Here is a 26,911-nt window from a genome sequence, read left to right on the forward strand (position 1 = left end):
AATACTGCTTCCGGTTTAATCATCGTTTTGACCTCAAGAGCATGTTGGTTGAATTGGGGCATGCAGTCGTGGCAAGCCCTCCGATGCCATATCGGTTCTTGAAGCTGGCTGAGGGTCATGGGTAATCAGGTAACAGAAAGCACTCTTAGTATTAGACAAAACCAAAAGTTATTTTTATATAACGTGTTATTAAAGTATAGATACTGTATTGTAAATAAATGCATGGCTGTACTTGATGGTACAGCCTTAAACATTTCAATAAAAATCTATTAGTCATTATTGATATTCATAAGCTCCATTAGCCGTATTAATTGTCAACGACATTATTTTAGGAAGTGTGCCATATATAGTTTTTTGGTCGAATTTAATTAAACAAAAAAGAATAAAATCATTTCCTGAAGCAGTCTGAACCCTTGGGTTATAAAGAGATGATATCTTACTAGATAGATCATTGGCGTATGGTAGACATTGTTTCATTTGTTTACTTTTTCGTTCCTCCAAGATTTTTTCGGTTTTCGCTACCTGCCTCAAGCGAGCTTCCTCTTCATACTTCTTTTTTGTCATACAAGAAATGTCAGCAGTACATAACTTATCAGATTGTTTCTTTTTCCACTTTACATAATTTTGTTCCAAGCTAGTCCTCATGATATATTCACTTTCATAAGATCTCGTATAATCATGCCAGTAGATGGGGGCTTTGGGGTCATAAAGCAAATAGGCCTTTGCGCCACCAGAAAGGTTTGCTGAACACATTTTTATATCTTCTAATGTATCAATCATCTTATAATTTGTCTTATTAGATGTCATTCGCGAGCTATATCTATCAAATAATCTATTAAAACATGGATTATCGTTAACATCTGGCATGCCAGTTTGTGTTTGGGGTGGTATAGTACAACCAGAAACAAGCAGTGTTGCACCTATAAAAAAGATTCTCATAACGTACTCTTCTTTTAAAGAACTATCAATATAACAGCTATCCCTATTAGGTCGTTCGCTACCTATTTCTTGTCAAAAAAGATTCCTCAAGCCACTCTACTGGGTACATATAAACAAAGTCTCCATATATTTTCCGCGCCCTTTCAAACTCGATAGGGCATGATTTATAATGAGAAACTCCACTGCGCTTAGCTGTTGACAACACTAACAGATCATTTAATTCAATATTGTTGTTTTTACAAAAGCACCAAGTGGATTGATATTCAACACCACTATCAACATCAATATGATGTCCATTATTTATTCTCGAAAAACCCATCTCGCACCCCTCACAACAAAGTAAAAAACTTAATGACTAAACAGCTGATTCTAATAATGCCACACCTTCCTAATCCAGGGCAAAAGCGTGAGTTTTCTTGAGCAGAAACGTATAATTCTTTGTTTATAAATCGAGCATAATTGTATCCGCTAGATATTACTAAACGATGATAATTGCTCAATATTCAATCTCATCAAGCAACAAACACTGAACAGAAAATCTTATTTGACTAAAAAATATATACTAATGCGGACACCTTGCTTCCTAGTCATGGGTAATCAGGTAGAAAATGCCGCCGATAATGGCGGCATTTGGCCGTCTTTCCTCGATCAGTGGATGAACCCGAGTGCCCGGAGCTGCTGGAGAGCCTCATCCTGCGCACCGTTCGAGTAATCAAGCTCCTGAGTAATGCGAGCAAGCCGGTCAACCAATCTTTTACCGTTATCGTCAAGGCTAGCAGACACATCTAGCAGTGATACTGCGTAGCCTGTGTTGCAAGCAGATGCCAGCGCGGCTGCCAGCACCCCGCTGGATTTGGTCTGCGGATGTTCTTATATAATTGCCAAAATTTCGTTCATAACTTTCATCTTTAATTCATCTTACTCAGGTAACCTTGGAAAGATTCACATTCAGCGTATTCCGCATGTACGACCCTGGGCGCGGCAAGGCAAGGCAAGGCAAGGAAACAGGCCGAGTCTTGCCGGATTTCCTATTGCACTCATGCTAGTAAAGCTATACCGGCGTCAAACCGTTAGATCTGCCCCAATGAGCTCCAGGTTTGCGACTCATTCGAGTTATTCTGTCCGGCTTGTTGTAGCTCTGCTACGCATTGGGATAGCTACCGCACCCGACTGACTGCACTGTCAGTGGGCTCAGTATTGCCGTGGTCATTTGGGCGCCTTTTCATGATTTTTTCAAAATTACCATGGTGTTACCACCATGAATGTGAGCCATATCACGACTAAAGCTAATATTGTCAATGAGTCGATTCTGCTGCTTGCCATGGATCGTGCTGGCTGATAATCACCATCAAGGGCACTGAGGGGTTGATATGGCTAATCTGCCGTTGAGCATTCAACGGCAATAAGAAAATCAGAGTCTCCCCAGTTCGCGTTTTACAGCCTCTAGGTCCTAATTCGCCTGCCGAGTTGTGATGGTGATCGGTAATCTAATCCGGTGTAATTGCTGTTGTGGTTAGGTACTGGTTAAGTGAGTCAATCTCCTCCTAATCACCCTCAAACCCTTGCCATGACTGCGTTTGATGTAATGGTGGTTAAGCGGTTAGGTGAAGTTGCTATAAAGTGCTGTGCGTGCTGGAGGGGCCCTTATCAAGGCTTACTCAGTGACTTTATATATAAATCACTTAATCAATTAACCAAAACCCACTGTAGGCCAGTAATGGCGCGGATTTGAGGCTGGTTAAGCAAGCGACATTGCACTTAACCCGTACTTAACCACTTAATCACCTGCCCAACAGACAGGCAAAAAAAGCCCCGCCTTATCGGCAGGGCTTTAGAATCACGCCTTGTCGGCTTTGCTCTTCTCTTTGGGGCTATCGACTGGAAGCTGGTACTCAGTCCGATTAGAACGCTCCCTACGGCTCTGGATCTTGCCCTCGCTCGCGAGCAGCCTGAGCGCCTTACCCCAGTTGCTCGCCATGCTCAGCTTCTCTCCATGGCGGGCACAAAGCTCGCTTGCAGTGAACCACTCAGTTGAGGGCAGCGGGCACGATAAGTGGCGATGGTAAATAACCTCATAGTACGCCCCCTTATCGGTGTGGGCATCGTTTACAGAGGCGGCCAGTGCAGCAGTCGCATCATCCAGAAACCACGTCGAACCAGACTCATAATGGGCCATAACTTCCAGCCAGAACTGGCGCAGTTGCTCAGGATCATCCAAGGATAGTCGGCCTGCATTCCAGCTCCAGCCTAGGATCGCATTCAGGCGATCAACATCAGCCGCAGCGGCTAGCTCGATAACCGCAAATCGAGCGTTACCTGTCGTGTCTCTGAGAAAATCCGAGCCGTTAACCGTGGCGATAAATGCGGTCTGGCGCTTTTTAGTGGTCATGCTACGGGCATAGGGCAGGCGGAAACAGTCACTCTCCCTTGTCAGAAAAGCTTTGAGCGAGCCAGCCTCATGCTTCGTCGTACTTTCCAACTCAGCCAGTTCCACAATCCACGCTGACACAGCGCGACGAACATCATCAGGTCTGTCTGGATTGATGGAGCAATCCAGGGTTGAACCTGGCACCACGGCAGCCAGACGGCTAATCCATGCGGATTTACGGAGGGACTGCCCGCCCGCCAGCACCGGCACCAGTTTTGAATGCCAGCGTGGGTGATACAGCGCAGCAACACACCCAACCAGCCATGCATGCAACACGGCACCAGCATAGGCGGGATTAGCGGTATTGAGGGTAGCAATCACCGAATCGATGCGCGGTTTCCCATCCCACGGTGCCCCACGTTCGAGCCACTGACGCACAGGGTGATAACTGTGGCGCTCACAAATTGCGATCAGGTGCTCCTCAATCACGGCATCCGGCACACCTGCCAGCTGGCAGGCATCAACCAGCGCAGATCGCTGGCCCGCCTCAGAGCCCCCCAGGCGCTCACCATCAGCACCCGCCAGTTCCGGCTCACCCGTCATCAGGTTGTAGCGCGGCAACCATGCCTGAAATCGAATGAGGGCGCACAGATTTGCACTGGTTTTGATAGGGCGGCCAGTAGGACCCATGTCCGGCAGAGTCAGCAGTTCACCCTGCATCACCGACCTGACAGCTTGTTGAACCTGTTGTGTGGCAATGCCGTCGTTCTGACCATCATTTGACGGAATATCATGCCCCGCTGTAGTATTTTCATTATTATTCATTTTTATAGTCCTCGGCTTTATCGCCTGATTGTTGTTATATAGAAGCCCTTGTCATTTTCTACTTTTTAATTTCGTGAGCAGCAAACATATTAACCACACACTCAATTAAATCTAGCGGTTTTTATGAATGGTATTGTGCAACCAATAATGGCGGTATTAGCCCGTCTGTCCTCGATCAGCAAATGAGCCCGAGCGCCCGCAGGCGTTGGAGCGCCTGATCCTGTGCGTCGTTCGAATAATCGGGTTCCTGAGTGATCCGAGCAAGACGCGCAACCAGCCGCATGCTATTTTCATCAAGCCTCGCAGACACATCGAGCAATGACACTGCGTAGTGAGTGTTACATGCCGATGCCAACGCAGCAGCCAGCACCCTGCTAGATCCGGTGCGCGGGTGCTCTACAATGAGAGCCAAAATTTCGTTCAGAATTTTCATCTATTTTCTCTATTTCCTCTATTTAGTTAAAAAATATTGTGCCTTTTCGGTTGTCATAAATTCTGCTGGTTAGATATTGGTTGTTATCTAAACGCCCTCGATTGATCAGCATCAAGCGATGTCATGACTGCGTTTTGTGTAAAAATAAATAATCATCTTAACAGTTTTTATAAATGGCATTGCGCAATAAATATGGATGCCCCGTCACCAATATATGTATCAAGGTTGTTCCTCCTTCGTCAGACTCCACCTGGACACATATATCAGGTTCCTAAGTCATTCCACATTTCCCGCTCCATGCCATCCATAAAAAGGGATTCTCCACCCCACTGCGTTCGCAAGCTCACTACGGGGGTTACGGGTTCGCTACTCTCACCACATCCCCATACTTACGCACTTTTGTGCGCGTAAGTATGGTTAAAGAAGCCCGTACTTACGTAGTCTCACGCCTCGCACTTACGTGTGTGGCGGTCGGACTTACTTACTATATTTTTATTGTCACCCCCTTCTAATTTTAATCTCGATATACTAATGAATTAATTCATAACCCGACCTACTTGAATTAAGATAAATCATTTTCACTGGATTCATTTTTTCGTCTGAATATCACTGCTGCCATCCCTCGGTTCCGCACTGAGGTATTATTGACCTGATTTATTACTGGAGACTCAGGCTTGATATAATGTGTATTATCCGCTGATAGCTGACTGTGAGTCATACGAATTCCGCTTAAATCGGCATCAGCAGGGCAGCTAGGCAGTCGCCCACCTCTAGCCAATTTCCTATTGCCATAACGGTCAACAGAGCCAGTGGCCTGATGGCCCATCAAATATGCAATACGTTGGCGGTCCATTCCGGAACCTTTGAGCTCAGAGCCGAGCTGGTGACGCCAGCTATAAAATGTGGGTAGAGCCCTACGCCTAGGCCATAGTTTTTTACCAGCAGCCCGCAGCCTGTCCTGCATCACACCAATGTCTACTCGTTGCGCCTGCATGACACAATATCTGAGCAGGCCAGAATCGATGCCATCCAACAGTAAAGTGCGGTCTGCCCCCCGTTGTCCGCTATGGCTTTTTTTAGCGCCCGTCACAATAAGCCGATTTCCATCCACTCTCAGACCTGAAAGCTCTGCGGGTCTAATACCTGCATTTTTAAAAATGAGGATGGCAGAAACCATACTAATGTCACCACGCTGGTTAAAATATGATTTCAGAGCATCCTCATCTGCCTGATTGATCGCCCTCGCGCGGGGCTGTCTGGATTTTTTTGATAAATTACTACCATGTGCAGTCACAGGGTTTTTCGCCCTCCGAATACGCTCGGCAGCATCAACATAGCCCAGCATATTCTGGTGATATGCCAGAGCACATCGCAGTCTCCGCCAATACCCTGGTCGGTAATCTGGTGCACAGGCTAGCAATTCATTAGAAATGTTTTTTGCCGTGAGTGGTATCGCCCTATTTTCAAGGCGTTGGTAAAAAAATTCAGCCAGCTTCGTATACTCAAACTCAGTCTTTTTGGTAGTCATATATCTCCTAGGGCTCTTTTCGGCCCCTATTTAAAATCTATTATCTTAACGCAACAGTTATGAGCGCCAGCCATATAGGATAACACCTCACGTAACGTTTATCGTAAAATGATAGTGAACGGTATCACTACAATAATTGAATTATTGCATACAGTATTATATCGTGGATTTGTTGTTAGTTAAATAAAACCACTTGACCTATAAGAATATATTGTTTTTGTCTACTCCCCATCGCTGGCTCAATTTATGTATAGCTGCCATCCGCCTATCATCCATATGTAATGTAGATGAGCTATTAACGGAAATATCGTGTATTCTCGAATCACTATCGTCTATAGACGCAGTGTCTGAACCATAACACTGATGAGACTCGTCGGATTTAGCTATCGTAGCTGGTTCCAGTTTCGTAAAACCATTAAAACAGCGGTCCAGCACAGTATCCTCAACGGCATCATAATCAGGTGCATCCTCTACAATCCATTTCCCGTAGTGCCTATATATCATGGCGGTACTGGTTAGCCCCATTTTACGGGCAATCCGCTCTACAGAGACGCCCGCAGTGAGCATCTGACTCGCATAGGTGTGGCGGAATTGGCTAGGCCCTCGATAGCGTACAGCTACTCGTTCACAATAGGGCCTAAAAAATGCCTCCCGAAAATCGTCAACAGAGACATAGGGCCGATCTTCTTCCTGCGAATACGCCAATAAGGTTCTATACATCTGTAAAGATTTTTTATTGTCCGCTTGTAATACAGTAATTAACTGAGGTTGTCTTTGATGGGCATACTCAACCAGTGTTTTGGCTGCGCTCAGAGTCCAGCCACACAGTTCAATGACCCGTTTTGACTCCCTGGTTTTTGGGATTTTAAATTCCTTATCCACCAGCGCTAAATCGATAAACAGCTGCTGCTTATTCAGATCAATTGACTCGACAGTAAGAGCCATGAGTTCGCTAATTCGCAGCCCAGTACCGATTCCCAGGGTGATTAATGCCACCTCAATCGGGTAATGCTCCTCGCAACTCCTCAGAGCCTGGATCTCATGCTGTAAAAATGGATCGGGATCGTTGGAAGATGTTTTACACGTTTTTATATTTTGTATCGGACTCATGGCAATCAGCCTATCGTCCACAGCCCGAGTGAATATCTGCCGCAAGATTGAGAGATAGTGATTTACAGTTTTGTTACTATATTCCTGATGCAACCTAGCCAAAAAGAGGCCCATGTCGGTTGCGGTCACATCAGAGATAATCTGCCTACCAATCCATTTATTCAGCTGTTCAGATTTGCGACGAAAAGCCTTAAATGTAGCTGGCGCATATGCCGGCTTCATAATAAGAACATTATTTTTTAGTGCCACTTCAATCGTCATTGCCATCCTGTTTTTTCTATACGCCATTAACTCCATCCTCATGTCATTTGCAGTGAGACTAACCGCATCAAAACGACATGTCAACATGCAAAATCACATTTTTTCAGGCTTGTCAATATCCATTTTTACTAATATTTCAGTGGAATTTAAGACGGGTTATTAGATATTCCTAATGTGCGTCATTCATCACCAGAAAAAACAATATAAATAGTCCAGATGAAATTATTTATATTATTTAATAATCTTATTCTGGACGGTGAGGGAGAACAAATTTAAGCGCATCAGAAAAATCTAATTGTTCTACTACAGCCTGCAAACGCTGCACTGTGGATTTTTTTCCATAATGGCGATAGGTAAAACCAATTTTGCTATGCCCTGCCAGGTCTGCCACCGCATGTTCGGGTGTATCACGCTGTTGCAGCTCATCAATAACGGTGTGACGGAACCCATAGGCGGTAGGTCGTTGCCCCGCCACAAATCCCAGTTTCCCCAGGTAGCGGGAGAAGCGGCACTCGAAATTTTTGGTCCATTCGCCAAACTCCCCTGTAGCCGTACAACTGAATAGCTGCACATGGCCCTGCCTACGTCGTAATTCGACATAATGCAGGAATCCCAGCGCAATCAACCTGCTATGGATGGGTACGAGTCGCCTGCTGTTGCCGTTTTTGATCGACTGCGCCTCTCCCTCGTCGGTAATGTTGAGGCAAGCGATATTGTCCTGGGTCATCACATCACTGACACGTAGCTGACAGATCTCCGCAGGCCGTGCGCCAGTGTGTAGTAGTACCAGGGGTATCCAATAGTCATCGACGTTGCTGTAAGCGTGCTGGGTGAAGTTTACCGAGCTGAACAATGCCCTGAGCTGGGTGGGCTCCCAGCGCTGTCGTGGGGTAGGCTGCGCACATTTTATTTTGACCTGATCAAATGGATTTTTGGCCGTATATTCCATCTGCACAGCAAAATTCAGCATCTGGGTACAGGCCGCCTTGTATTCACGCACAGTCTTCAGTCCCTTACTGGTCGCCAGCTCCTGAACAAACTGATCTACATGCCTGAATTTCAAAGCCTGTACGAAGAAGCCACCACCCACAGCGTTGATAAGTGCTGTTGTACGAGTCTGGAGCTGCTGGAGCGAACGTGATGAGATTTTTTCATTCGATTTGCGCTCCAGAAACTCAGCCTGCAACTGGCCCATTGCCTTGGGCACTGTAACCGGATCAAGGTGCTGCATCGGCTCAAGAGACGGCTGTAACTGCGATGCCCTCATTGGAGAGTCGCAGCAGGATGCTGCTGACACGTCATCGGGCTGACTATAAGGAAGTGGGGACGACTGAATAAGCCCGTTAGCAGAGGAAAGCAGTTGTTGGCGTAAGCGAGCCAGATCCGGCGCGATAAGGTCTCGAAAACGGGTCGTCGGCTGATGGCTGTCAGTCCTCAAGAGAGCGGGTAATCTGCCCATCATTATCTTGATGCCATGTGCTGCAACCAGATTGCGTAGCGTGGCTTCACTGCGATCCTTGGTGAGCAGGGAGACTCGGATCTCTAGGGGGCAGCCTAACAGGCGGAGGGATTGGGGAAACGGAATGCGGGTGTAGTAGTTTCCGTTTCGGTTTTTCAGCAGGTAGCTCGGCATGATCGTGACACCTCATAGTGACACTGGCCTTTTCGCTCCTCCAGAAACGAAAAAACCCCATGAAATTCATGGGGTTGATTCACACTCAATTTGGCGGTGAGGGAGGGATTCGAACCCTCGATACGTTGCCGTATACACACTTTCCAGGCGTGCTCCTTCAGCCACTCGGACACCTCACCAAATTTTTACTTCTTGAAGTGGCTTTCGGAGCACGCTGCGCGTGCATCTTGCCGACTTCGTCGGTGAGCAGCCTCTCGGTCACCTCACCAAATTTTGGTCTGTTGTTTAATGTGCTCAGCCAGCACCTCGTTCGTTGCGCCGTTGCGCTGGAACGGGGCGTAATGTACGGGATACGACGGCATGCGGTCAATGCAATTTTTCACTTTTTGCGTTCGTTTGCTCATTATCCGAACCAAGTGACTAAAAACATGCCGTTTCGTATCCCTTTCAATCAATTTCCAGCCGCTTCGTGCAAATGCTCGCCTTTGAGTGCCTCTTCCAGCGAGCCGTAGAATTCCAGCTGACCGGGCACCGGACGCACCTTGGCGCGCGCCAGGGTCTTGAGCGGCTGGAACTGCAGCTCGGCCACCCGCAACTGCACCCCTGCCTTGGCCATCTGCTTTTCAAACTGCAGGAAGGCGGAGAGGCCACCTGCGTCCAGAATGGAGACCGCCTCCATCTGCAGCACCAGCAGCTTGTGTCCCTTGACCTGGGCCACCAGCTCGCCGAACACCCGCTCGGCGGCTGCGAAGAACAGCGGGCCGTTGACCTTGTAGAGCAGCGCCTGCTCAGGCACTTCCTGGGCGTAGCGTTTGTGATCCGCCAGATTGTGCAGCTTGGTCATCTTGGCAATCTCGCGCATAAAGAGCAGGGAGGCGAGGATCACCCCGAAAGTGATGGCGATGACCATGTCGAAGATCACGGTCAGCGACAGGCAGACCAGCAGCACCAGCACGTCGGATCTGGGGGCGCGGCGAATGAGCTCCACCACCTTGTGTGCCTCGCTCATGTTCCAGGCGACGATGAGCAGCAGGGCCGCCATGGCCGAGAGCGGCAGCCAGGAGAGCCAGGGCGCCAGCACCAGGATGGCCGCCAACACCACCAGTGCATGCACGATGCCGGAGATAGGAGAGGTTGCCCCGGCCCGCACGTTGGCGGCGGAACGGGCAATGGCAGCGGTGGCGGTGATGCCGCCAAAGAAGGGGGCGACTATGTTGCCAAGCCCCTGCCCCACCAGCTCGGCGTTGGAGCTGTGCTTGCGACCTGTCATGCCGTCCAGCACCACGGCGCAGAGCAGGGATTCGATGGCCCCCAGCATCGCCATGGAGAAAGCCGCGGGCAGCAGGCGCTCGATGGCGGCCAGGTTCCACTCCACCGGCGAACCATCCGGCCCCGGCAGGGCCCAGGGCATCACCAAGGTCGGCGCGATGGGCGGGATCCCCATGCCCTGGCTGCCGTCGGCCAGGGTATAGCTGAACTTGCTGCCGATGGTGGCGACGTCCACCCCGAACTGATGCAGGCCAAAGCCAAGGCCCACCCCTACCAGCACGGCGGGCAGGTGACCTGGCACCGGCAGACGCAGGCGCGGCCAGAGCAGCAGCACCGCCAGGGTCGCAACCCCCACCAGCGTATCCCCCCACTGCCAGCTGGGCAGGGCATGGGCCAGCGCCTCGACTTTGCCAATATAGGTTTCCGGCATCTCGGGCACCTGCAGGCCGAAGAAGTCTTTGATCTGCAAGGTGGCGATCACGATGGCGATACCACCGGTAAAGCCCAGGGTCACCGAAGGCGGAATGTACTCGATGAGGCGCCCGAGCCGGGCCACCCCCATGGCCACCAGGAAGAAGCCCGAGATCAGGGTCGCCATCAACAGGCCACCCACGCCGAACTGCTGGGCCACCGGATAGAGGATCACCACGAAGGCGGCGGTCGGTCCCGAGATGGAGAAGCGGGAGCCACCGGTCACGGCGATGACGATACCGGCGATGATGGCGGTATAGAGACCGTGCTGGGGCGGCACACCACTGGCAATGGCCAGCGCCATGGCCAGCGGAATGGCGATGATGCCGACCGTGATGCCGGCGATCAGGTCGCGGCCGAAGCGGGGAACGCTGTAGGGTTCGTCAATACAGGATTGGCGTAAAGCAATGGCCAGCTTCACGCTTTGCAAAGGTGCTTGGTTGTGCATGTATTCGTAATACCAGAAGAGGGAGATAAAGGCCGGATTGAACCGGCGCCCGATCATCATCAAGGGCCGGCAGAGCTGTCGACACGGCGATGGTATCCTGACCAACCATACCCCAGCCGATGAAATATTTCGATGGGCGGGATCAATGAATGGCCGTTACCACGCAATATTGCCGGTGATAGTCAGCATATCGACCACTTTTCTCACCATTACGCAGCACACTCACTTCGCCTGCTAACCAATTTCCCCCTTCCTTATCCTGGTCGCGCGCCCTCCCCCTCTTTATATCTGCCCGTCGGATACGGTGCCGGCGCTCGCCCCTCCCTCATCCTGTCCCGGCAACCAATGCATTTCGTCTACCTCCCTCCTTACTCGGCTGCTTCCCCCTCGGCGAGCCTGCGAGACTCTCTCCAAACTGCTGATTGTGCTGAAAATAGTCCGCAGCGACCAAGTTTTGGGCAAACGGTCCGAAATCCCCTTTTTGCAGCGGATCGCGGGTTGACACCCGGCGGACGGGCCATTAATATCCGCACCGTCTCGACGAGACAGGCAATTCCTCCTTAGTTCAGTCGGTAGAACGGCGGACTGTTAATCCGTATGTCACTGGTTCAAGTCCAGTAGGAGGAGCCAATTCCCTCGTAGTTCAGTCGGTAGAACGGCGGACTGTTAATCCGTATGTCACAGGTTCAAGTCCTGTCGAGGGAGCCACATTCGAAAGCCCAGCCTTATGGCTGGGCTTTTTCGTATCCAACGTTCGAAGCTGCCATACAGGCTACCGTGGCTTGTACTTTCACCGAACGGCCTCAGCCCGGGGGTCGGCATCCTCTCCTTACGTGCCCTTTCACGCCCCCCCCTTGCTTTTTTGCTTGCCTCTGCCGGATATTCGTTATCACAATTACCGCCCCTGTACACACCGTCAAAAGGACCCCTTGGCATGTCTGAGGATGCGATGCAAAAAGAAGCAGTGCCTGCTCAAGCCACCAAGCAGCCAAAAGATCCCGTCCGGCGTCTTACGCTGCAATTGGTCATGCTTGCCTTGATCGTCTTGGTCTATGTGCTGTTTGCTCAACGCCTGACCCCGATGAGCAGCCAGGGTACGGTACAGGCCTTTTTGATCCGCCTGGCCCCCGAGGTGGCCGGACGGGTGACTGCGGTGGAAGTCAGTGACAATCAGCAGGTTTCCGCCGGCATGCCTCTGTTTCAAATCAACCAGGAGCCCTATCTGATTGCCGTCACCCAAGCTGAAGCCCATGTGGCAGCTGTCGGGCAATCGATCGGGGCTGACACTGCCGCGGTGCAAACCGCCCAGGCCAAGGTGGTACAGGCCAAATCGGCCAAGGATAACGCTGCCGACAATGCCGCCAGGGTGGTCGAGCTGGCCAAACGAGGGGTCATGTCGATCGCGCAGCGGGATCAGGCGACGGCAACCTTGCAGCAAGCCATAGCCTCCCTGGCGGCTGCACAGGCAGAGTTGCGCCGTGCAGAACAGAGCCTCGGGCCCGCCGGCAATGAAAATCCCAAGCTGAAAGAAGCGATGGCCGCCCTGGCCAAAGCCAGACTCGATCTCATTCGCACCACGGTCAAAGCGCCCAACAAGGGGGCCATTACCAACATACAGCTGGCGCCAGGCCAGTATGCAGCCGTGGGAAGTCCGGCAATGACCTTCATCGATACCTCGGCGGTCTGGATCAGCTGTATGCTGCCCGAGAACTCGTTGGAGTACCTGCGACCGGGCATCAAGGCCGAAGTGGTCTTCGATGTGCTCCCCGGCCGCGTCTTCAAAGCTCACCTCGATACCCTGGGGTGGGGCAGTGCTGGCAATACCACCACAGACCAGACCACCGGCCTGCTCACGGCACCACAAAACAGCCCCAGTGCGCGCCAGTTTCCAGTGAGCCTGGTACTGGATGAGGCACTCCCCCGCGGGTTGCGCTATGGCTCCCAGGCCACCGTCATTTTCTATCCCAACAAGGTGGGCATAATGGATACGATTGCCGCCGGCTGGATCCGTGTTGTCAGCCTGCTGACCTATATTGCCTGATGATGAACAAAGCGTGGTGGCAATGCAGCCTGCGTCTTGGCGTCATTCCCATGGCGGCACTGGCGGTTACCCTGGCCACGGGTCAGGCCTTGCCCTTTCTGATCCCCATGTTCATCGTCATCATGCTGATGCTGAGTCCGACGCGCCTTCCGCTGATGATGGTAGTGAGAATGCTGGCACTGATCGTCGGTTGTACCGCGCTCATCTGTTTTCTTGCACATGTGGTCGGCACCAATCCCGTCGCTTTCTGGCTCGCCATGGCTGCGGTTGTGGTTCTGGCCTTTGCCCGCCTTGGCAAGAACCCTGACGATCTGCCCGGATTGCTGGTGCTGATCGTGTCGTCGATGACGATGGTGCTGGTACAAAGCCAGCCATCGCTGGTCCTGGCACTCCCCGTGTTGATGGGAAAAGCCTTTCTGATCGCCTATTTATGGTGTCTGCTGGCCTTTGCCATCTGGCCCCGGTCTTCGCCTCCGCTAACGCCTTTGACCGCCATGCGCGGTGATGAAAGGGTGATGCTGATCCTGGGAAAGAGCGCCGCTCTGTTGCTGGCCATCGGTATCGCCATCTGGCTGCAAGACAGCAGTGCCATCTTGATTGGGGCCACGATTGCCAACCTGCTGCGCGCCAGCGACCCCCATCTGACACGAATGAACAGCAAACCACTGCTGCAGGCCAACTTGCTGGCGGCGGCCTTGGCCACCCCGGTGATCCTGCTGGCCTATATCAGTCAGTCTCCCCTGATCCTGTCACTGCTGGCGCTCGCCGGCAGCATCTGGCTGGCGGGACGATTGGCGGCAGCCTGGCCCAAAGTGGTGGTGCAAACCGCAATGACGGTTTACATCACTTTGCTGGGAACCGCCTTGCCCCAGTATCAGCAAGGGCTGCACCTGGTATGGGATCGACTCGCGACGTTGTTGCTGGTCGTCCTCTATTGCACCCTGGTTGTGCATCTATTGACCACATCAACCGATAAGTCATGTCCTGCTTGAGCGACATCATCTTGTCCAGACCGTTTATTGTCAGAAGGTAGAGACATGCTTTGCCCTTTGCGACCCCCACTCGATTCAGGAGTTTCTATGCGCCGTTTCAACTTAATGCTCAATGGCAGCCGGTTGATGATGTTTCCCTTCTATGTCTGCATCCTTGTCTGTGTCGCCCTCTTGATGGTGAAGTTCGCCATGCAGCTCTATGAGCTGTGTCGCGATATCATCGACATCCCCTATCTGGATCTCATCACAGGGGTGCTGACCCTGGTGGACTTCGTGCTGGTGGCCCAGATGCTGATCCTGGTGGCCATCTGCGGCTACGTGCAGTTCATCAAGACCCCGGAGCAGCGGGCAGCCCTTGGCGACAACTGGCTCAGCAAGATCAACTTTGCCTCCCTCAAACTCATCGTCATCAACTCCCTGGTCACCATCGCCGGGATCGAGGTGCTCAAGGCCTTCCTGACCGACGGTACCGGCAACGAGATTGAGATGAAGTGGTCGGTCATCGTCTTCCTCGCCTTCTCCACCGCAGCGCTCATCTACGCGGTCACCGAGCGGCTGGCGGACCACAAGTAGCGCCGGTTTTCATTCAGCCTTTATTCATCAAGAGCCGAATTGATAACTCTTTTCATTACCTTTACTGCATTGTAAACTTGCTCCCCCGGGCTGAACTGCCCGGGCGTTGGAGCACCTATGACAAGCCTTTCCCTCTCACCACGACACTGCTGGCAGTGGCTGGCCTATCACCATCAGGCCGCCGAGGGCTCCCTCTATCTGATGTTCTTCTCCGGCCTGCTGCTGTGGGAACCGCTGACCCCGCTCTGGTCGCTGGCACGCTGGAATCTGTTCCTGCACGTCGCCCTCTCGCTCACCCTGTTCCCCCTGCTGTTCGGCGCGTTCTGGCTCTCCCATCGCAGCCTGCTGCGCAAAAGCCGCAAGCCATTCTTGCGCACCACGGGCCGCATCATCGAAGCCTTGCTGCTGGTCTGTCTGGCCAGCGGACTGCTGCTGGTATTGCACGGCACCCCGGGCGATAGCCTCGGCAACCTTGCCAGCTGGGCCCACTGGCTGAGCGCCCTCGCGTTGACCCCCCTGGTGCTGCGCCACGCCTGGCGCTGGACCATCTTGAAATGGCGCACCTGACCTTATGTTGAAGTTGTTGTTATCCCTGATGTTGGCCACCCTGCTGCTGGGGACCGCCTCGGCCCAGGAGATGGGCGCCGCCATGATTGCCTATGACGAGGGGAACGCCCCGCGCCTCGTCACCGCCAACCAGAGCGCAGGCTCGGTCACCCTGCTTGAGCGCGACAGCGGCAAGCGACTCAAAGAGGCACAACTGGGGGGCGATCTGCGCCAGCTGGCCCGCACCGACGATGGCACCCTGCTGGTCACCGATTACAGTGGCGATCGGTTGCTGCTGCTGGATGATGATCTCGACCTGGACAAGGCGATCCCCACCGGCCATCGTCCCTACGGGGTCATCTTCGACTCCAAACGGCAGTGGTTCTGGGTCACGCTGTTCGAAGCAGGCCGCCTGCAGGCCTATGACACCACGGGCAAGCTGCAGCTGGATGCAGAAACCGCCGAGACACCCCGCGGGCTGGCCCTGACCGACGACGATCGCCTGCTGCTCACCCACGCCATGACCGGCCAGCTCGCCATCTATGATCTCGCCAAGCTTGAGAAGGGCGCCAAAGGCGCTACCCTGCCCAAGCCCAAGCTCATCACCCTGGCCGAGACCCACAGCGACACCCCAAGCGACTCGCAGGGCTTGCCGCGCCTGCTGGACGGCATCACCCTCTCCCCCGATGGCAGCGAAGCCTGGCTGCCCCACGTGCTGTGGAGTTTCGACCACCCCTTCCAGTTTCAGAGCACCGTCTTCCCGGCGGTCTCCATCATCGATCTGGATGAAGAGAAAGAGCGGGTCGATGAAAGAAAGCAGCTCTTCTTGCAGATCAACCTGCCCAGCGTCGGCAACCGCAGCCAGATCGTCTCCAACCCGTTCGCGGCGCGCTTCGCCGCCGATGGCAAGCGGGTCTACCTGACCCTGGCGGGTTCGGAGGACCTGCTGGTGTTCGACCTGTCGCGCAGCGGCAAGCAGAACAGCAACCGCCACAGACGCAAGAAGTTTCAGGGCGGCGCCAAGGCGACCCAGCTCCTTCGCCACCTGCCGGGCCAGAATCCGCGGGACTTGTTTGTAGACGGCAACCACATCCTGATACACAACGTCATGGGGCAGGATCTCACCCGCCTCAACACCGGCGGCAGCGGCCCCTTCGCCCGGGTCACAGTGGATGTCCCCCACTTCGCCAAGCTGGTCGAGACGGATCCGCGCCCCGAAGCGCTTCAGCGCGGCGAGCGGTTGTTCAATCTGGGCAACACCGCCGCCAACAGCCGCTTCCCCATGGCGGGGGACAACTGGATGAGCTGCAACTCCTGCCATCTGGACGGGTTCAACTTCACCAACCGCTATCTGATGGCGGCCCACCGCCAGCAGAGCGGCGACAATGCCATCAACGGCCACGCCAACCTCGTCAACATGGTGGCGGGTGACTTTATTGGCGAATACCTGCGCATGACCCAGCAGACCCAGGGCGGCATGGGCCATGACACCCGCGATGGCGCCGAAGCGGTCGACCCCGCGAGGCCTCAGCCCGAGGTGAAGGCGATGATGGAGGATCTGCACGCCTTCGTCACCGCCGATGGCAACCTCCCCTATCTTGCCAACTGGCTCAGGCTCGATGCCCCGCGCACGGATCCCGCCAAGGCGCCGACCACCCATCCCAGGGAGTGGCTCAACTCCGCCTCCTGCCAGAACTGCCACCAACAGGCGTTCCAGGACTGGAGCGAGAGCAACCACCGACTGATGGGCAACTCCCACCCCTACTACAAGGTGGTGCAGGCGTTGGCCCGCGAAACCGAGGGCGAAGCCTTCGGTCAGTGGTGCCAGGGCTGCCACATGCCCCAGCAGGTACTGAACGGCCAGCAGGATCTGCCCAAGGGCTCCCACATGTTCGAGCAAGGCGGCGCCTCGCTCATTGCCGCCCACCAGAAAGGCGAACCCGTGGTGGAGGAAGGGACTGGCTGCGTGCTCTGCCATCGCATCACCAAAGTGGAAGATGCCGGCGGCAACAGCGCCTTTACCGTGAATTTGAAAGACCGCGAGAGCTATGTGTTCGAGGATGCCGCCGGTGGCAGCCTCAAGCACTGGCTGGCGGAACGGCAGATCAACGCCCGCCCCGCCATGCACAAGGCCTCCTACCAGAAGGATTTCTACCGCGACGCGGCCCTGTGCAAGTCCTGCCACAACGAGTTTGCTCCCGGTACCGGCGCCAACATCGTCAACACCTGGGACGAGTGGGAGAAATCCAGCTTCGCCAAGGCGGAGGATCCCGCCAAGCGGCGCACCTGCATCGACTGTCACATGAACCCAACACCGGGCAACGGCGGCGCGCCGGTGGCCGGCCAGTCCACCGAAAACGGCACAGTGAAAGCGCGGCTCTATCGCCACAACTTTACCGGCGCCCAGCACCAGCTGGTGGGGCTGCGCAATCCCGCGCTCGAGCAGGAGAGCCTGGCGCTCTTGCGCTCAAGCGCCACCCTCTCTGCCCGCATTGAAAACCAGAGCGGCCAGCCCGCGCTGGTGGTGCGGGTCGCCAATACCGGCGCCGGCCACGCCCTGCCCACCGGGGTCGCCGATTTCCGTGAACTCTGGCTGGAGCTGACCGTCACCGACGCCAGCGGCAAGCTAGTGCTTGCCAGCGGCCAGCCGGTGGATGGCGCCGTCCCTGAAGATGCGCGACTGTTCAGAAAAGTGTTCGGCGACGCCGAGGGCAAGCCGGTGGGGCTCAAGTTCTGGCGCTACGCCAAGCTCCTTGAAGATACCCGCATTCCGGCCGATGGCTGGCGCGATGAAGCCTGGCCGCTGCCGGCGGATGCCCAGGGGCCCTTCAAGGCCGATATCAAACTCAATTTCCGCACCTACCCCAAGTGGGTCAATGATGCGGTGCGCGCCGCCGAGCCGAGCTTGCCGGAGCCACCCATAGTGCTACTCAATCGGCTGCAACTCACCCTGCAGCCTCTCCCCGTCACGCCCGCTACGGAGCCTCACACCTGATGTTTGCAAGTTTTCTCATTACCCTGCGCGAGGGGCTGGAAGCCTTCCTGCTGGTTGGCATCTGCCTCTCCTACCTCGCCAAGCTGGGAGCGAGCCGCTACAACAAGTTCGTCTATCTGGGGGTGGGGCTCGGCCTGCTTGCCTCTCTCGTGGTCGCCTTCCTGTTCCAGGTGGTGGTGAGCCAGTTCGAGAGCGAGCGCTACAACCATTTGCTGATGGCGGGGATCCTGATTTTCGCCACCCTGGTGCTCACCTACATGGCGGTCTGGATGCAGAAGCAGGCCAAATCCCAGGTGGGGGCCATGACGGCGCGCATCGATGCCGCCATCGACGGCGGCAACCTGTTCGGTCTGGTGCTGCTCGCCTTCCTGGCGGTGATGCGTGAGGGCTTTGAAACCGTGCTCTTCTTCTCGGCCTTGGTTTACTCCGGGCAAGGGGTGGATCTGCACGAGGGGCTGATGGGGGCGCTGGGCGGCCTGCTGCTGTCGGTGGTGCTGGTGTGGGGGCTGCTGCGCTCCACCCGCAAGGTGGCGCTGGCCCCCTTCTTCCGCTGGACCGGCCTGCTCATCATCATCATCGCCGCCGGCCTGCTGTCGTCCGCCGTCAACATGCTGCAGGCAGCCGGGCTCATCACCTTCTGGACCGAGCCTGTCTTCAACATCAGTCACATTCTCGACGATCAGGGGGTATTTGGTACCTTCCTGCGCGCCCTGTTTGGCTACAATGCCTCACCAGCCGGCCTGCAGTTGCTGACCTGGGCCAGCTACCTGGTGATCTTCGTCACCGTCTGGCATCGCAACTATCGTCCCCAGCGCTGATCGCCCAGCGCGGCGCGGCAGCGGATGACAAGGCGGCTCAGCGGGGCCGCCTTTTCAACGTCTTCTCTTTTGGTCAGCTTTTCGGATAACAGAGTCATGAGCGACAACAACACACAACACATAGCGGTACTGGGCGCCGGCCCGGCCGGTCTGATGGCCGCCTGGCGCCTGCGCCAGGCCGGTTTTGCGGTCACCCTGTTCGAGCAGGAGAGCGTGGTGGGCGGCATGTGCGCCACCCAGACCTTCAAGGGGCGCGACGGTGAATACCGCTTCGACTACGGCGGCCACCGCTTCATCACCAAGAACCCCGAACTGCTCGCCTTTATCGACGAGCTGATGGGCGACGATCTGCTCCACGCCGAGCGCAAGAGCGTGATCCGCTTCGGCGGGCGCACCTATGACTACCCCTTGAACCTGCCCAACCTGCTCAAGACGGCGCCGCTGTCCCTGATGGCCGGGGCGGTGAAGGATCTGCTGCTGTTGCCCTTTGCCAGGAAGCCCACCGATTTTGCCAAGGCGAGCTTTGCCGAGTGGATCCAGAGCCACTTCGGTCGCACCCTCTACCGCCAGTTCTTCGAGGGCTACACCGGCAAACTGTGGGGCATCAACCCGGATAAGCTCTCCGCCGACTGGGCTGGCCAGCGCATCAGCCTGATCGATCTCAAAGACGTGGCGCGCCGCCTGCTGCCAAGACGCAACGGCAGCATCTCGGTGCGCACCTATGCCCGCAAGTACCGCTACCCCAAATACGGCTTCGGCCAGATCTTCACCACCCTGGGGGAGCGGCTGATTGCCGAAGGGGTTGAGCTGAAAACCGGCGCCACCATCACCCGCCTTGAGCAGGCTGATGGCCGCATTGAACGGGTTTATTGGTCACAAGATAACGTGGAGCAGAGCGCACGCTTTGATCAGGTGATCTCCACCCTGCCGCTGCCGCTCACCTGCCAACATCTGGGCTTGCCGTGCGATCTCCAATACCGGTCGCTGCGCTTCGTCAATATGCCGCTCAAACAGGAGAACCTGTCGGACAACACCTGGCAGTACCTCTCCGACCCCCATATCCTGGCCACCCGCTTGCAGGAGCCGCGCCGCCGCAGCCCCTTCATGGCACCCCAGGGCCAGACCTCGGTGATGCTGGAGATCCCCTGCAACCCGGGAGATGCCACCTGGCAGGCGCCGCTCTCTGATCTGCGCGGTCGGGTTACCGATGATCTGGCGAGCCTCGGCGTCGATATCGCCAAGCTTGGCGATGAGACCTTCGAGGCGCGCAGCGAGTACGCCTATCCGCTGATGGACCTCGGTTATCAGGCCCGCCGCAACGAGGCCATCAAGGCGCTGATGCCCATCACCAACCTCATCATGACCGGCCGTCAGGGGACATTCCGCTACATCTTCACCGACACCGCCATGGAGATGGGGATGATGGCCGCCGACATGGTGATCGACGGAGTGGACAGACGCCACGCCATCTTCAATCATCGCAACGAAAACACCGTGATCGAGACCCAGAGCGTGGCCTGATGGCCCCTGAATGTGGTAATCGACGGGGTGGACAGACGCCACGCCATCTTCAACCATCGCAACGAAAATACCGTGATTGAGACCCAGAGCGTGGCCTGATGGCCGCGCCATAAACAAACAAGGAGAAGAGGATGACCATCCGCCCGGGTTTACTTGCCCTCACCCTGCTGCTGGCCCTGAGCGGGCAGGCGCAGGCTTACTCCTACGCCGCTGCCGGCAAGGAGCCGCTGATCGATGCTCGCGAGGCGCTGCTGGGCGCCGCCACTGACGGCAAGGATGCCAGCGCCACCTTGAGCGAGATTGCCGAGGAGCTGACCTATCTGGAGGAGCACCACAAGGTCGAGCTGCAAGCGCCGCTCGCGGCCGCCATCAAGGCCAAAGACGCCGCGGCTACCGCGGCCCTGCTCAACCGGGCCTACAAGGCGGAGATCGAGCGCCGCCTCGAGGGGGCCAGCCAGAACCTTGGCGACTACCAGACCGCCAAGGTGCTGGTGGTCAAGAGCAAGCGCTTCCTCGATTTGATCCTCCCCTCCCTGAGTGAAGGGGATCGCAAGGCCGCCGAGCAGGCGCTGGCCAAGGTGCTGGATGCCATCGGCAACCCTGGGGTGTTCGGGGTGGGCGCCAAGCCCGCCGATTCAGCCGCCTTTAGCGATGCCGAAAAAGCGCTGATGGCCGTGCTGGCACCGCTCTGATGGCAATCTGCCAATCATTGCGCCATCTCGCTGTGACAAACGGTGAGTTTCGCTGCGCGCTATCCACCCTACGCACTTTGATGACCTCTCATTGATGACGACGGCCCCCCTCATCCCCGACCCTTCTCCCACAAGGGGAGAAGGGGGGCGTCACCACAGCCGATTACGCTTCGCCAATCGACCCTACTTGCTGATCCTTCTACAACTGGTCTGGCTTGGCTGGCTGCTGGCCTTCCCGGTGGCCCTCGATTCCGACGATGCCCTCAACTTTGCCCACGGGGTGGTGCGTTTCAGCGTGCTGGAGTTCTCCCCCCACTTTCCGGGTTACCCCGCCTTTATCTGGCTGGCGAGGCTGATCAATCTGCTGGTGGACGACCCCGCCCGCGCGGTGCAGTGGGCAAGCCTGTTGGGGAGCAGTTTGCTGGCGCCGCTCGCCGCCTCGCTGGCGGTCAGATTGTGGCAACGGCCCAGCCTGCTGGCGCCGGTCTGGCTGCTGGTGCTGGCCCTGCCGCTCACCCCGACCCTGGCTCTCTCCGGCCTCTCGGACGGGCCTGCACTCGCCGCCTGGCTCGGGTCTCTCCTGGCCTTGCAACAGCGCAAAATCGCGCTGGCGGGTCTGCTGCTGGGTCTGATGCTGGCGCTGCGCCCCTCCTACTTCGTGCTGGCCCTGCTGCCCCTTTGGCTGGGGATGGCACAAAAAGGCCAGCGGCTTAACTTTCTGCTCCCCATCACGCTGGTGGGGCTAGCCTGCCTGCTCTTCGTCTGGCAGGCCGATGGCTGGGCCTATTTTGCCGAGGGGCGGCGCTTTACCGACGGTCACTTTACCCTGTGGGGCAACACGGCGGCGGCCCACGGCGATCGGCTGCTAAGCTGGGCGAATACCTTCAACGAACAGCTCACCCCTCTTTGGCCTTTGGCTGGCGGGGGACTGCTGGCGCAGCCGCTGTGGCAACGATGCAAGGGCCACGCTGCCGCCCTCTCCCCGACCTGGTCCCTCTACTGGCTTGCCCTGCTGCTCTGGACCCTGTTTGGTCAGAACCCGGACAATCCCCGCCATCTGGCCCCCATCACCCTGCTCGGCCTGGTGCTGCTGGCAGGCTGGTTGCCGCGCCGGGGCGAGCTGGCGGCCATGCTGGGGGCCCTCGTGCTGCTGCTCTGCACCCTCACCCCGCCGGCGGCACCAGCCATGACCCGGGCTGCCAGACTGGCCGAGCAGGCGTGCCCCGCGCTGGTGACCCAGTGGGGTGTGCGGCTGCTGCGCGAGACCACGGCCCTGCCCGTCACCGACGGCTGGTATCAGGGGGATGCTCGCCTCGCATTGGTGCAAGGGGCCTGCCGGCTCAGCCGACGTCCCCTCGGCCCGGAGGATCTGCCCGCAGGTAGCCGGCGAGTCTGGTTTGCCCCCCGCTTTCACGCCGAGCCCGGCCTCTGGCTCGGCATACAGGATCACCCCCGTCACCAAAACTGGTAGACTGGATGTTTGTCACTCCCTGACTTCGCACTCATCAAGACTGGATAGCCTATGCCCCACGCCCCCCTCTCCCCCCGTTTCCTGTTCATCCTGCTCGGCGCCCTGGCAGGCCTCACGCCGCTCGCGGTCGACATGTACCTGCCCGCCATTCCGGCCATTGCCCGGGATCTGGCCACCAGCATCGACGGCGCCCAGCTCACCATCAGCGCCTTCCTCGGCGGCTTTGCCATCGGCCAGCTGTTCTATGGCCCGCTCGCCGACAGCTATGGCCGCAAGCCGGTGATCCTGGCGGGGCTGGTGATGTTTGCCATCGCCTCGGTGGGCTGCGCCATGGCGGACTCCCTGCCGGAGCTCCTGGCCTACCGGATGTTGCAGGCAGCCGGCGGGGCGGCCGGCTCTGTGGTGGTCAATGCGCTGCTGCGCGACCTGTTCGAGAAGGAGGCCTTCTCCCGCGCCATGTCCTTCGTGATCCTGGTGATGACACTCGCCCCACTGGTGGCGCCCGTGGTGGGCGGCTACATCAGTGCCCACAGCGACTGGCGAGTGATCTTCTGGCTGCTGATGGGGATCAGCCTGCTCATCTGCCTGGTGATGCAGTGGAAAATTCAGGAGACCCTCAAACCCGAGCACAAGCAGCCCCTCAACCTCGGCCAGGTGCTGCGCAACTACTGGGGCGTGCTCTCCCATCGTGGCGCCATGGGTTACGTGCTGTGCGGCGCCCTGTCGAGCTCGGGCATGTTCGCCTTTATCAGCGCCTCCCCCTATGTCTACATCGAGTACTTCAAGGTGCCGACCGAGCACTATGGCTGGCTGTTCGGCCTCAACATCCTGCTGATGATGGTGGTCACCTTCGTCAACAGCCGGCTGGTGAAGGGGGTGGGCGCCGAGCGCATGCTGCAATACGGCCTGCTGGTGCTGCCGCTGGCCGGCGGCCTGCTCATCTACAACGCCTGGAGCCAGACCGGCGGCCTGTGGGGCATCGTCATTCCGGTGGTGCTGTTTGTCGGCCACATCAGCCTGGTGGGGGCCAACGCCATGACCGGCCTGATGGGCCACTTCCCGCAGTCCGCAGGCACCGCCTCGGCGCTGGCGGGCACCTTGCGCTTTGGCATCGGCGCCTTGGTGGGGGTGCTGGTCAACCTCAATCCCCCCGAATCACCGCTGCCCATGGCCATCGCCATCGCCGGCTGCGGATTCGGCTCGGCGCTCTGCTACTGGCTGCTGACCGGCAAGCGCGCCTGAGGACCCCAAGAATGACCAAGCCCTGTCCATGGACAGGGCTTTTTTGTGTTCGCTTGCGTGTGCGTGGCGGCCCTCAAGGGTCCGGCGAGAGTCCGCTTCGCACCAGGATCTCGCTCTCCAGTCCATCCAGGCTCAGCTGATTCTTCTTGCGCCAGTAGGCTTCAATCCCCTCCCGGCCCTGGCGCTCAGACCAGTTGGCGAGATCTTCCCTGTCCCCCTGGTACTCATACAGCGGCACCGACATGCCGCAGGAGGCCTGGACGCGCGCTATGTCCAGCAGGAAGATCTGGCGGGCCGCGACGCTTTGGGGGAAGCGTGCCAGGAACGACGACCACTCAGGATCACTTCGGTGCAGCACCCTTGCCCGGCCATAGGCCCGCAGGATCAACGGCGCCCCCTCGAAGGCGCAGAACATCACCGTCATGCGCGGGTGTTGCAGCACATGGGCCGCCGACTCGTTGCCGCTGCCGGTCAGGTTGAGCCAGGCCAGGGTGTGGGGGTCAATGACCCTCAGCGAGTCCCCGCCCTTGGGGGAGAGATTGACCGTCCCCTCTGCGGCCGCCGTGCCGACGAAGAAGATCTTCTGTGCCTCGATGAAGGCCACATGGCGCGGCGAGAGCGCCTCGAACAGTTGTCCCATCTTGTCTGTCTCTCCATGATCACGCTCAGAACAGGGCGCTGTTGAGCCACAGGTGCGCCCCTATGCCGACCATATAGCCAAGCAGAATGGCGGGCAACCACTTGAGGTGGCCAACGAAGGTATACATGCCCCTCGCCTGCCCCATCAGGGCCACCCCGGCCGCCGAGCCGATGGAGAGCAAACTGCCCCCCACGCCAGTGGTCAGGGTCACCAGCAGCCACTGCCCCGCGCTCATCTGCGGCTCCATGGAGAGGACCCCATACATCACGGGAATGTTGTCGATAAGGGCGGAGAGCAGGCCGATGGCCACGTTGGCCAGGGTCGGATCCCCCTGGTAGAGCAGCTGGGAGGCGAGCGCCAGATAGCCCATGAAGCCAAGCCCGCCGACGCACATCACCACCCCGTAGAAGAAGAGCAGGGTGTCCCACTCCGCCTTGGCTATCTTGTTGAACACATCGAACGGCACCATGGAGCCCAAGCGCAGCAGCCGGGCCTCGTCGCCGGTGCGCGCGTACAGCGCCCGCTCGCGGGCCAGGGTGATGGGCTGCGTCTTGCGCAGGTAGAAGCCGAAGAACTGCAAATAGCCGAGCCCCATCATCATGCCAAGCACGGGGGGCAGCGCCAGGAAGTGATGGCAGGCGACCGCGGTCACTATGGTGAGCAGGAAGAGCAGCACTATGGTGAAGGCCCCGCGCCTGATCACCACCCGCTCGTGGCTCATGGTGGGGGCATGACGAGGCACCATCAGGCTCATCAGGGTGGCCGGCACCAGGAAGTTGAGCAGGGCCGGCACGAACAGCAGCAGAAACTGCTCGAAGGGTACCTGACCCGCCTGCCACACCATCAGGGTGGTGATGTCGCCAAAGGGGCTGAAGGCGCCGCCGGCATTGGCCGCCACCACGATATTGATGCAGGCCAGGTTGATGAAGCGGCGCTCCCCGTTGGCCACATGGAGCACGACGGTGCACATCAAGAGCGCCGTGGTGAGGTTGTCCACCACCGGGGAGATGAAAAAGGCGAGGATCCCCGTCAGCCAGAACAGGGATCGCAGGCTGAGCCTGGTACGAACAAGTCGGGCGCGCAGAGCGTCGAACAGCAGCCGATCCTCCATGGCGTTGACATAGGTCATGGCCACCAGCAGGAAGAGCATCAGCTCGGCGTACGCCAGCAGCGTCTGGCGAAATCCCGCCACCGCCAGCGGGCTCTGCCCCTGTCCGGCATAGACGATACCGATGACGATCCAGATGATGCCGGCCGCCACCAGCACGGGCTTGGACTTGCGCAGTTTCAGGTACTCTTCCGCCATCACCAGGGCATAGGCCAGGGCGAAGATGGCCAGAGCAAAAAGGCCGGCGCCGGTGTGCGTCATGGGCAGAGGGCCGCCGTCGGCGAGCGCGGGGGCGCAGAAGAGGCCGAGGATGGCCGAAGAAAACAGACGTGCAGATCCAGACATGGGGCCCCTCTCTTGGAAACCGTCTGGTTTTGAGGCTGGCAGTGGACAGGGAGGTCACCCCCTGCCCTCTCCCTGCTCGCGCCAGGCCCGGCTGGGCGAACGCTTGGATCAGGGGCGCAAGATCAGGCGGCGCTCCTTGCCCCTGCCATCAGAGTTATTTCTTGCCAAACCCCGAGCGTTTGAGGGTGTAACCAGCGCTGTTTTGCCAGGCGTCCAGTCCGCTGCGGTTGTTGCCCGCCACCAGGCTGGCGGCCAGGCTCGGGCTGTTGAACAGCTGATCGGCAGTAAAGACGAAGCCCCCTTCGCTGCGCGGGGCCAGGATCCCCTTGCCCAGCAGCTCCTGGCGCAGTTCGATCACCGCCTCGCGCAGGGAAGCCGCATCCTCGCCGTTGGCGGTGGAGCCCGCCAGCACCATGAAGCCGGGGTTCTGCCGCTTACCCACCGGATAACCGTGCGCCTCGGCCCCCTTGCCGTTGAAGTGGTAGAGCTCGCGCTCGCCCGGCTTGTTGTCGGAGAGCGCCTTTTGCAGGGTCATCAGCTCGTTGTAAATCTCGATGGGGACCACGGCAGCCTGCTTGGCGCCCTTGCTGTCGACGATAAAACTGACTTGCTTGTGTAACATCCTTGCGCATCCTGTGACCC

At 57.3% G+C, this 26,911-nt stretch carries 20 protein-coding genes, 3 tRNA genes and 1 pseudogene; 13 read left to right on the top strand and 11 right to left on the bottom strand.

The window, feature by feature from the left end:
• Positions 1-125, top strand: a pseudogene (locus AB5Y81_RS13400) (IS1595 family transposase); the annotation flags it as partial.
• 151 nt (positions 126-276) lie between these two features.
• Here AB5Y81_RS13400 and AB5Y81_RS13405 read toward each other — a convergent pair.
• The 8 genes from AB5Y81_RS13405 to dauA form a co-directional block, all read right to left on the bottom strand.
• Positions 277-939 (bottom strand): hypothetical protein, encoded by a 663-nt coding sequence (locus tag AB5Y81_RS13405; RefSeq protein ID WP_368146690.1) that lies wholly within the window; start codon positions 937-939, stop codon positions 277-279.
• 1,837 nt (positions 940-2,776) lie between these two features.
• Complete coding sequence (locus AB5Y81_RS13410) at positions 2,777-4,132, bottom strand: virulence-associated E family protein (protein ID WP_252657012.1); 1,356 nt, start codon at positions 4,130-4,132, stop codon at positions 2,777-2,779.
• A gap of 175 nt (positions 4,133-4,307) precedes the next feature.
• Positions 4,308-4,565 carry a hypothetical protein gene (locus AB5Y81_RS13415; protein ID WP_017783779.1) on the bottom strand — a complete coding sequence of 86 codons (258 nt, stop codon included), beginning with the start codon at positions 4,563-4,565 and terminating at the stop codon, positions 4,308-4,310.
• Between the two features lie 562 nt (positions 4,566-5,127).
• Positions 5,128-6,093: a site-specific integrase gene (locus tag AB5Y81_RS13420; RefSeq protein ID WP_274450019.1), complete on the bottom strand. Its 966-nt coding sequence runs from the start codon at positions 6,091-6,093 to the stop codon at positions 5,128-5,130.
• Between the two features lie 198 nt (positions 6,094-6,291).
• Positions 6,292-7,464, bottom strand: a complete 1,173-nt coding sequence (locus tag AB5Y81_RS13425) for a tyrosine-type recombinase/integrase (protein ID WP_199763661.1) — start codon at positions 7,462-7,464, stop codon at positions 6,292-6,294.
• A gap of 244 nt (positions 7,465-7,708) precedes the next feature.
• Positions 7,709-9,097 (bottom strand): site-specific integrase, encoded by a 1,389-nt coding sequence (locus AB5Y81_RS13430; RefSeq protein ID WP_102948322.1) that lies wholly within the window; start codon positions 9,095-9,097, stop codon positions 7,709-7,711.
• Positions 9,098-9,188: 91 nt separating this feature from the next.
• Positions 9,189-9,276, bottom strand: a tRNA-Ser gene (locus tag AB5Y81_RS13435).
• A gap of 272 nt (positions 9,277-9,548) precedes the next feature.
• Positions 9,549-11,345, bottom strand: coding sequence for a C4-dicarboxylic acid transporter DauA (dauA, locus tag AB5Y81_RS13440; RefSeq protein ID WP_193556027.1), 1,797 nt, complete (start codon positions 11,343-11,345; stop codon positions 9,549-9,551).
• Positions 11,346-11,839: 494 nt separating this feature from the next.
• On the opposite strand from dauA, the gene AB5Y81_RS13445 reads away from it, so the two are divergent.
• The 12 genes from AB5Y81_RS13445 (at position 11,840) to AB5Y81_RS13500 (ending at position 24,176) form a co-directional block, all read left to right on the top strand.
• Positions 11,840-11,915 (top strand) — tRNA-Asn (locus tag AB5Y81_RS13445).
• A gap of 2 nt (positions 11,916-11,917) precedes the next feature.
• Positions 11,918-11,993: transfer RNA gene (locus AB5Y81_RS13450), tRNA-Asn, on the top strand.
• 226 nt (positions 11,994-12,219) lie between these two features.
• Positions 12,220-13,326: an HlyD family secretion protein gene (locus tag AB5Y81_RS13455; RefSeq protein WP_025201552.1), complete on the top strand. Its 1,107-nt coding sequence runs from the start codon at positions 12,220-12,222 to the stop codon at positions 13,324-13,326.
• A gap of 2 nt (positions 13,327-13,328) precedes the next feature.
• The gene (locus AB5Y81_RS13460; RefSeq protein ID WP_236672701.1) at positions 13,329-14,318 is read left to right on the top strand and encodes a DUF2955 domain-containing protein; all 990 of its coding nucleotides are present in this window, start codon (positions 13,329-13,331) and stop codon (positions 14,316-14,318) included.
• Between the two features lie 87 nt (positions 14,319-14,405).
• Complete coding sequence (locus AB5Y81_RS13465) at positions 14,406-14,891, top strand: YqhA family protein (RefSeq protein ID WP_005301997.1); 486 nt, start codon at positions 14,406-14,408, stop codon at positions 14,889-14,891.
• Between the two features lie 117 nt (positions 14,892-15,008).
• Positions 15,009-15,458 (top strand): hypothetical protein, encoded by a 450-nt coding sequence (locus AB5Y81_RS13470; RefSeq protein ID WP_005302000.1) that lies wholly within the window; start codon positions 15,009-15,011, stop codon positions 15,456-15,458.
• A gap of 4 nt (positions 15,459-15,462) precedes the next feature.
• A complete protein-coding gene (locus tag AB5Y81_RS13475) occupies positions 15,463-18,432 on the top strand; it encodes a hypothetical protein (protein WP_279484215.1) in 2,970 nt (989 codons plus the stop codon).
• The gene (locus AB5Y81_RS13480; RefSeq protein ID WP_005302005.1) at positions 18,432-19,250 is read left to right on the top strand and encodes an FTR1 family protein; all 819 of its coding nucleotides are present in this window, start codon (positions 18,432-18,434) and stop codon (positions 19,248-19,250) included. Before AB5Y81_RS13475 ends, AB5Y81_RS13480 begins: the two co-directional genes overlap by 1 nt.
• A 96-nt stretch (positions 19,251-19,346) precedes the next feature.
• Positions 19,347-20,771: an FAD-dependent oxidoreductase gene (locus tag AB5Y81_RS13485; RefSeq protein WP_026141257.1), complete on the top strand. Its 1,425-nt coding sequence runs from the start codon at positions 19,347-19,349 to the stop codon at positions 20,769-20,771.
• 131 nt (positions 20,772-20,902) lie between these two features.
• Complete coding sequence (locus tag AB5Y81_RS13490) at positions 20,903-21,463, top strand: hypothetical protein (RefSeq protein WP_017778874.1); 561 nt, start codon at positions 20,903-20,905, stop codon at positions 21,461-21,463.
• A 187-nt stretch (positions 21,464-21,650) separates the two neighbouring features.
• Positions 21,651-22,934, top strand: coding sequence for a hypothetical protein (locus AB5Y81_RS13495; protein ID WP_017778873.1), 1,284 nt, complete (start codon positions 21,651-21,653; stop codon positions 22,932-22,934).
• A 51-nt stretch (positions 22,935-22,985) separates the two neighbouring features.
• Positions 22,986-24,176: a Bcr/CflA family multidrug efflux MFS transporter gene (locus AB5Y81_RS13500; RefSeq protein WP_226013909.1), complete on the top strand. Its 1,191-nt coding sequence runs from the start codon at positions 22,986-22,988 to the stop codon at positions 24,174-24,176.
• 73 nt (positions 24,177-24,249) lie between these two features.
• On the opposite strand, the gene AB5Y81_RS13505 is transcribed toward AB5Y81_RS13500, so the two are convergent.
• From AB5Y81_RS13505 to AB5Y81_RS13515, 3 genes are all read right to left on the bottom strand, one after another.
• Positions 24,250-24,816: a pyridoxamine 5'-phosphate oxidase family protein gene (locus AB5Y81_RS13505; RefSeq protein WP_226013910.1), complete on the bottom strand. Its 567-nt coding sequence runs from the start codon at positions 24,814-24,816 to the stop codon at positions 24,250-24,252.
• A gap of 25 nt (positions 24,817-24,841) precedes the next feature.
• Positions 24,842-26,269, bottom strand: a complete 1,428-nt coding sequence (gene nhaD, locus AB5Y81_RS13510; protein ID WP_279484214.1) for a sodium:proton antiporter NhaD — start codon at positions 26,267-26,269, stop codon at positions 24,842-24,844.
• A 154-nt stretch (positions 26,270-26,423) separates the two neighbouring features.
• On the bottom strand, positions 26,424-26,891 hold the full coding sequence (locus tag AB5Y81_RS13515) for a DUF4357 domain-containing protein (RefSeq protein ID WP_005302024.1): 468 nt from the start codon (positions 26,889-26,891) through the stop codon (positions 26,424-26,426).
• Positions 26,892-26,911 lie beyond the last annotated feature (20 nt).

This window comes from Aeromonas sp. s2 (assembly GCF_040907935.1).
GTDB lineage: Bacteria > Pseudomonadota > Gammaproteobacteria > Enterobacterales > Aeromonadaceae > Aeromonas > Aeromonas dhakensis.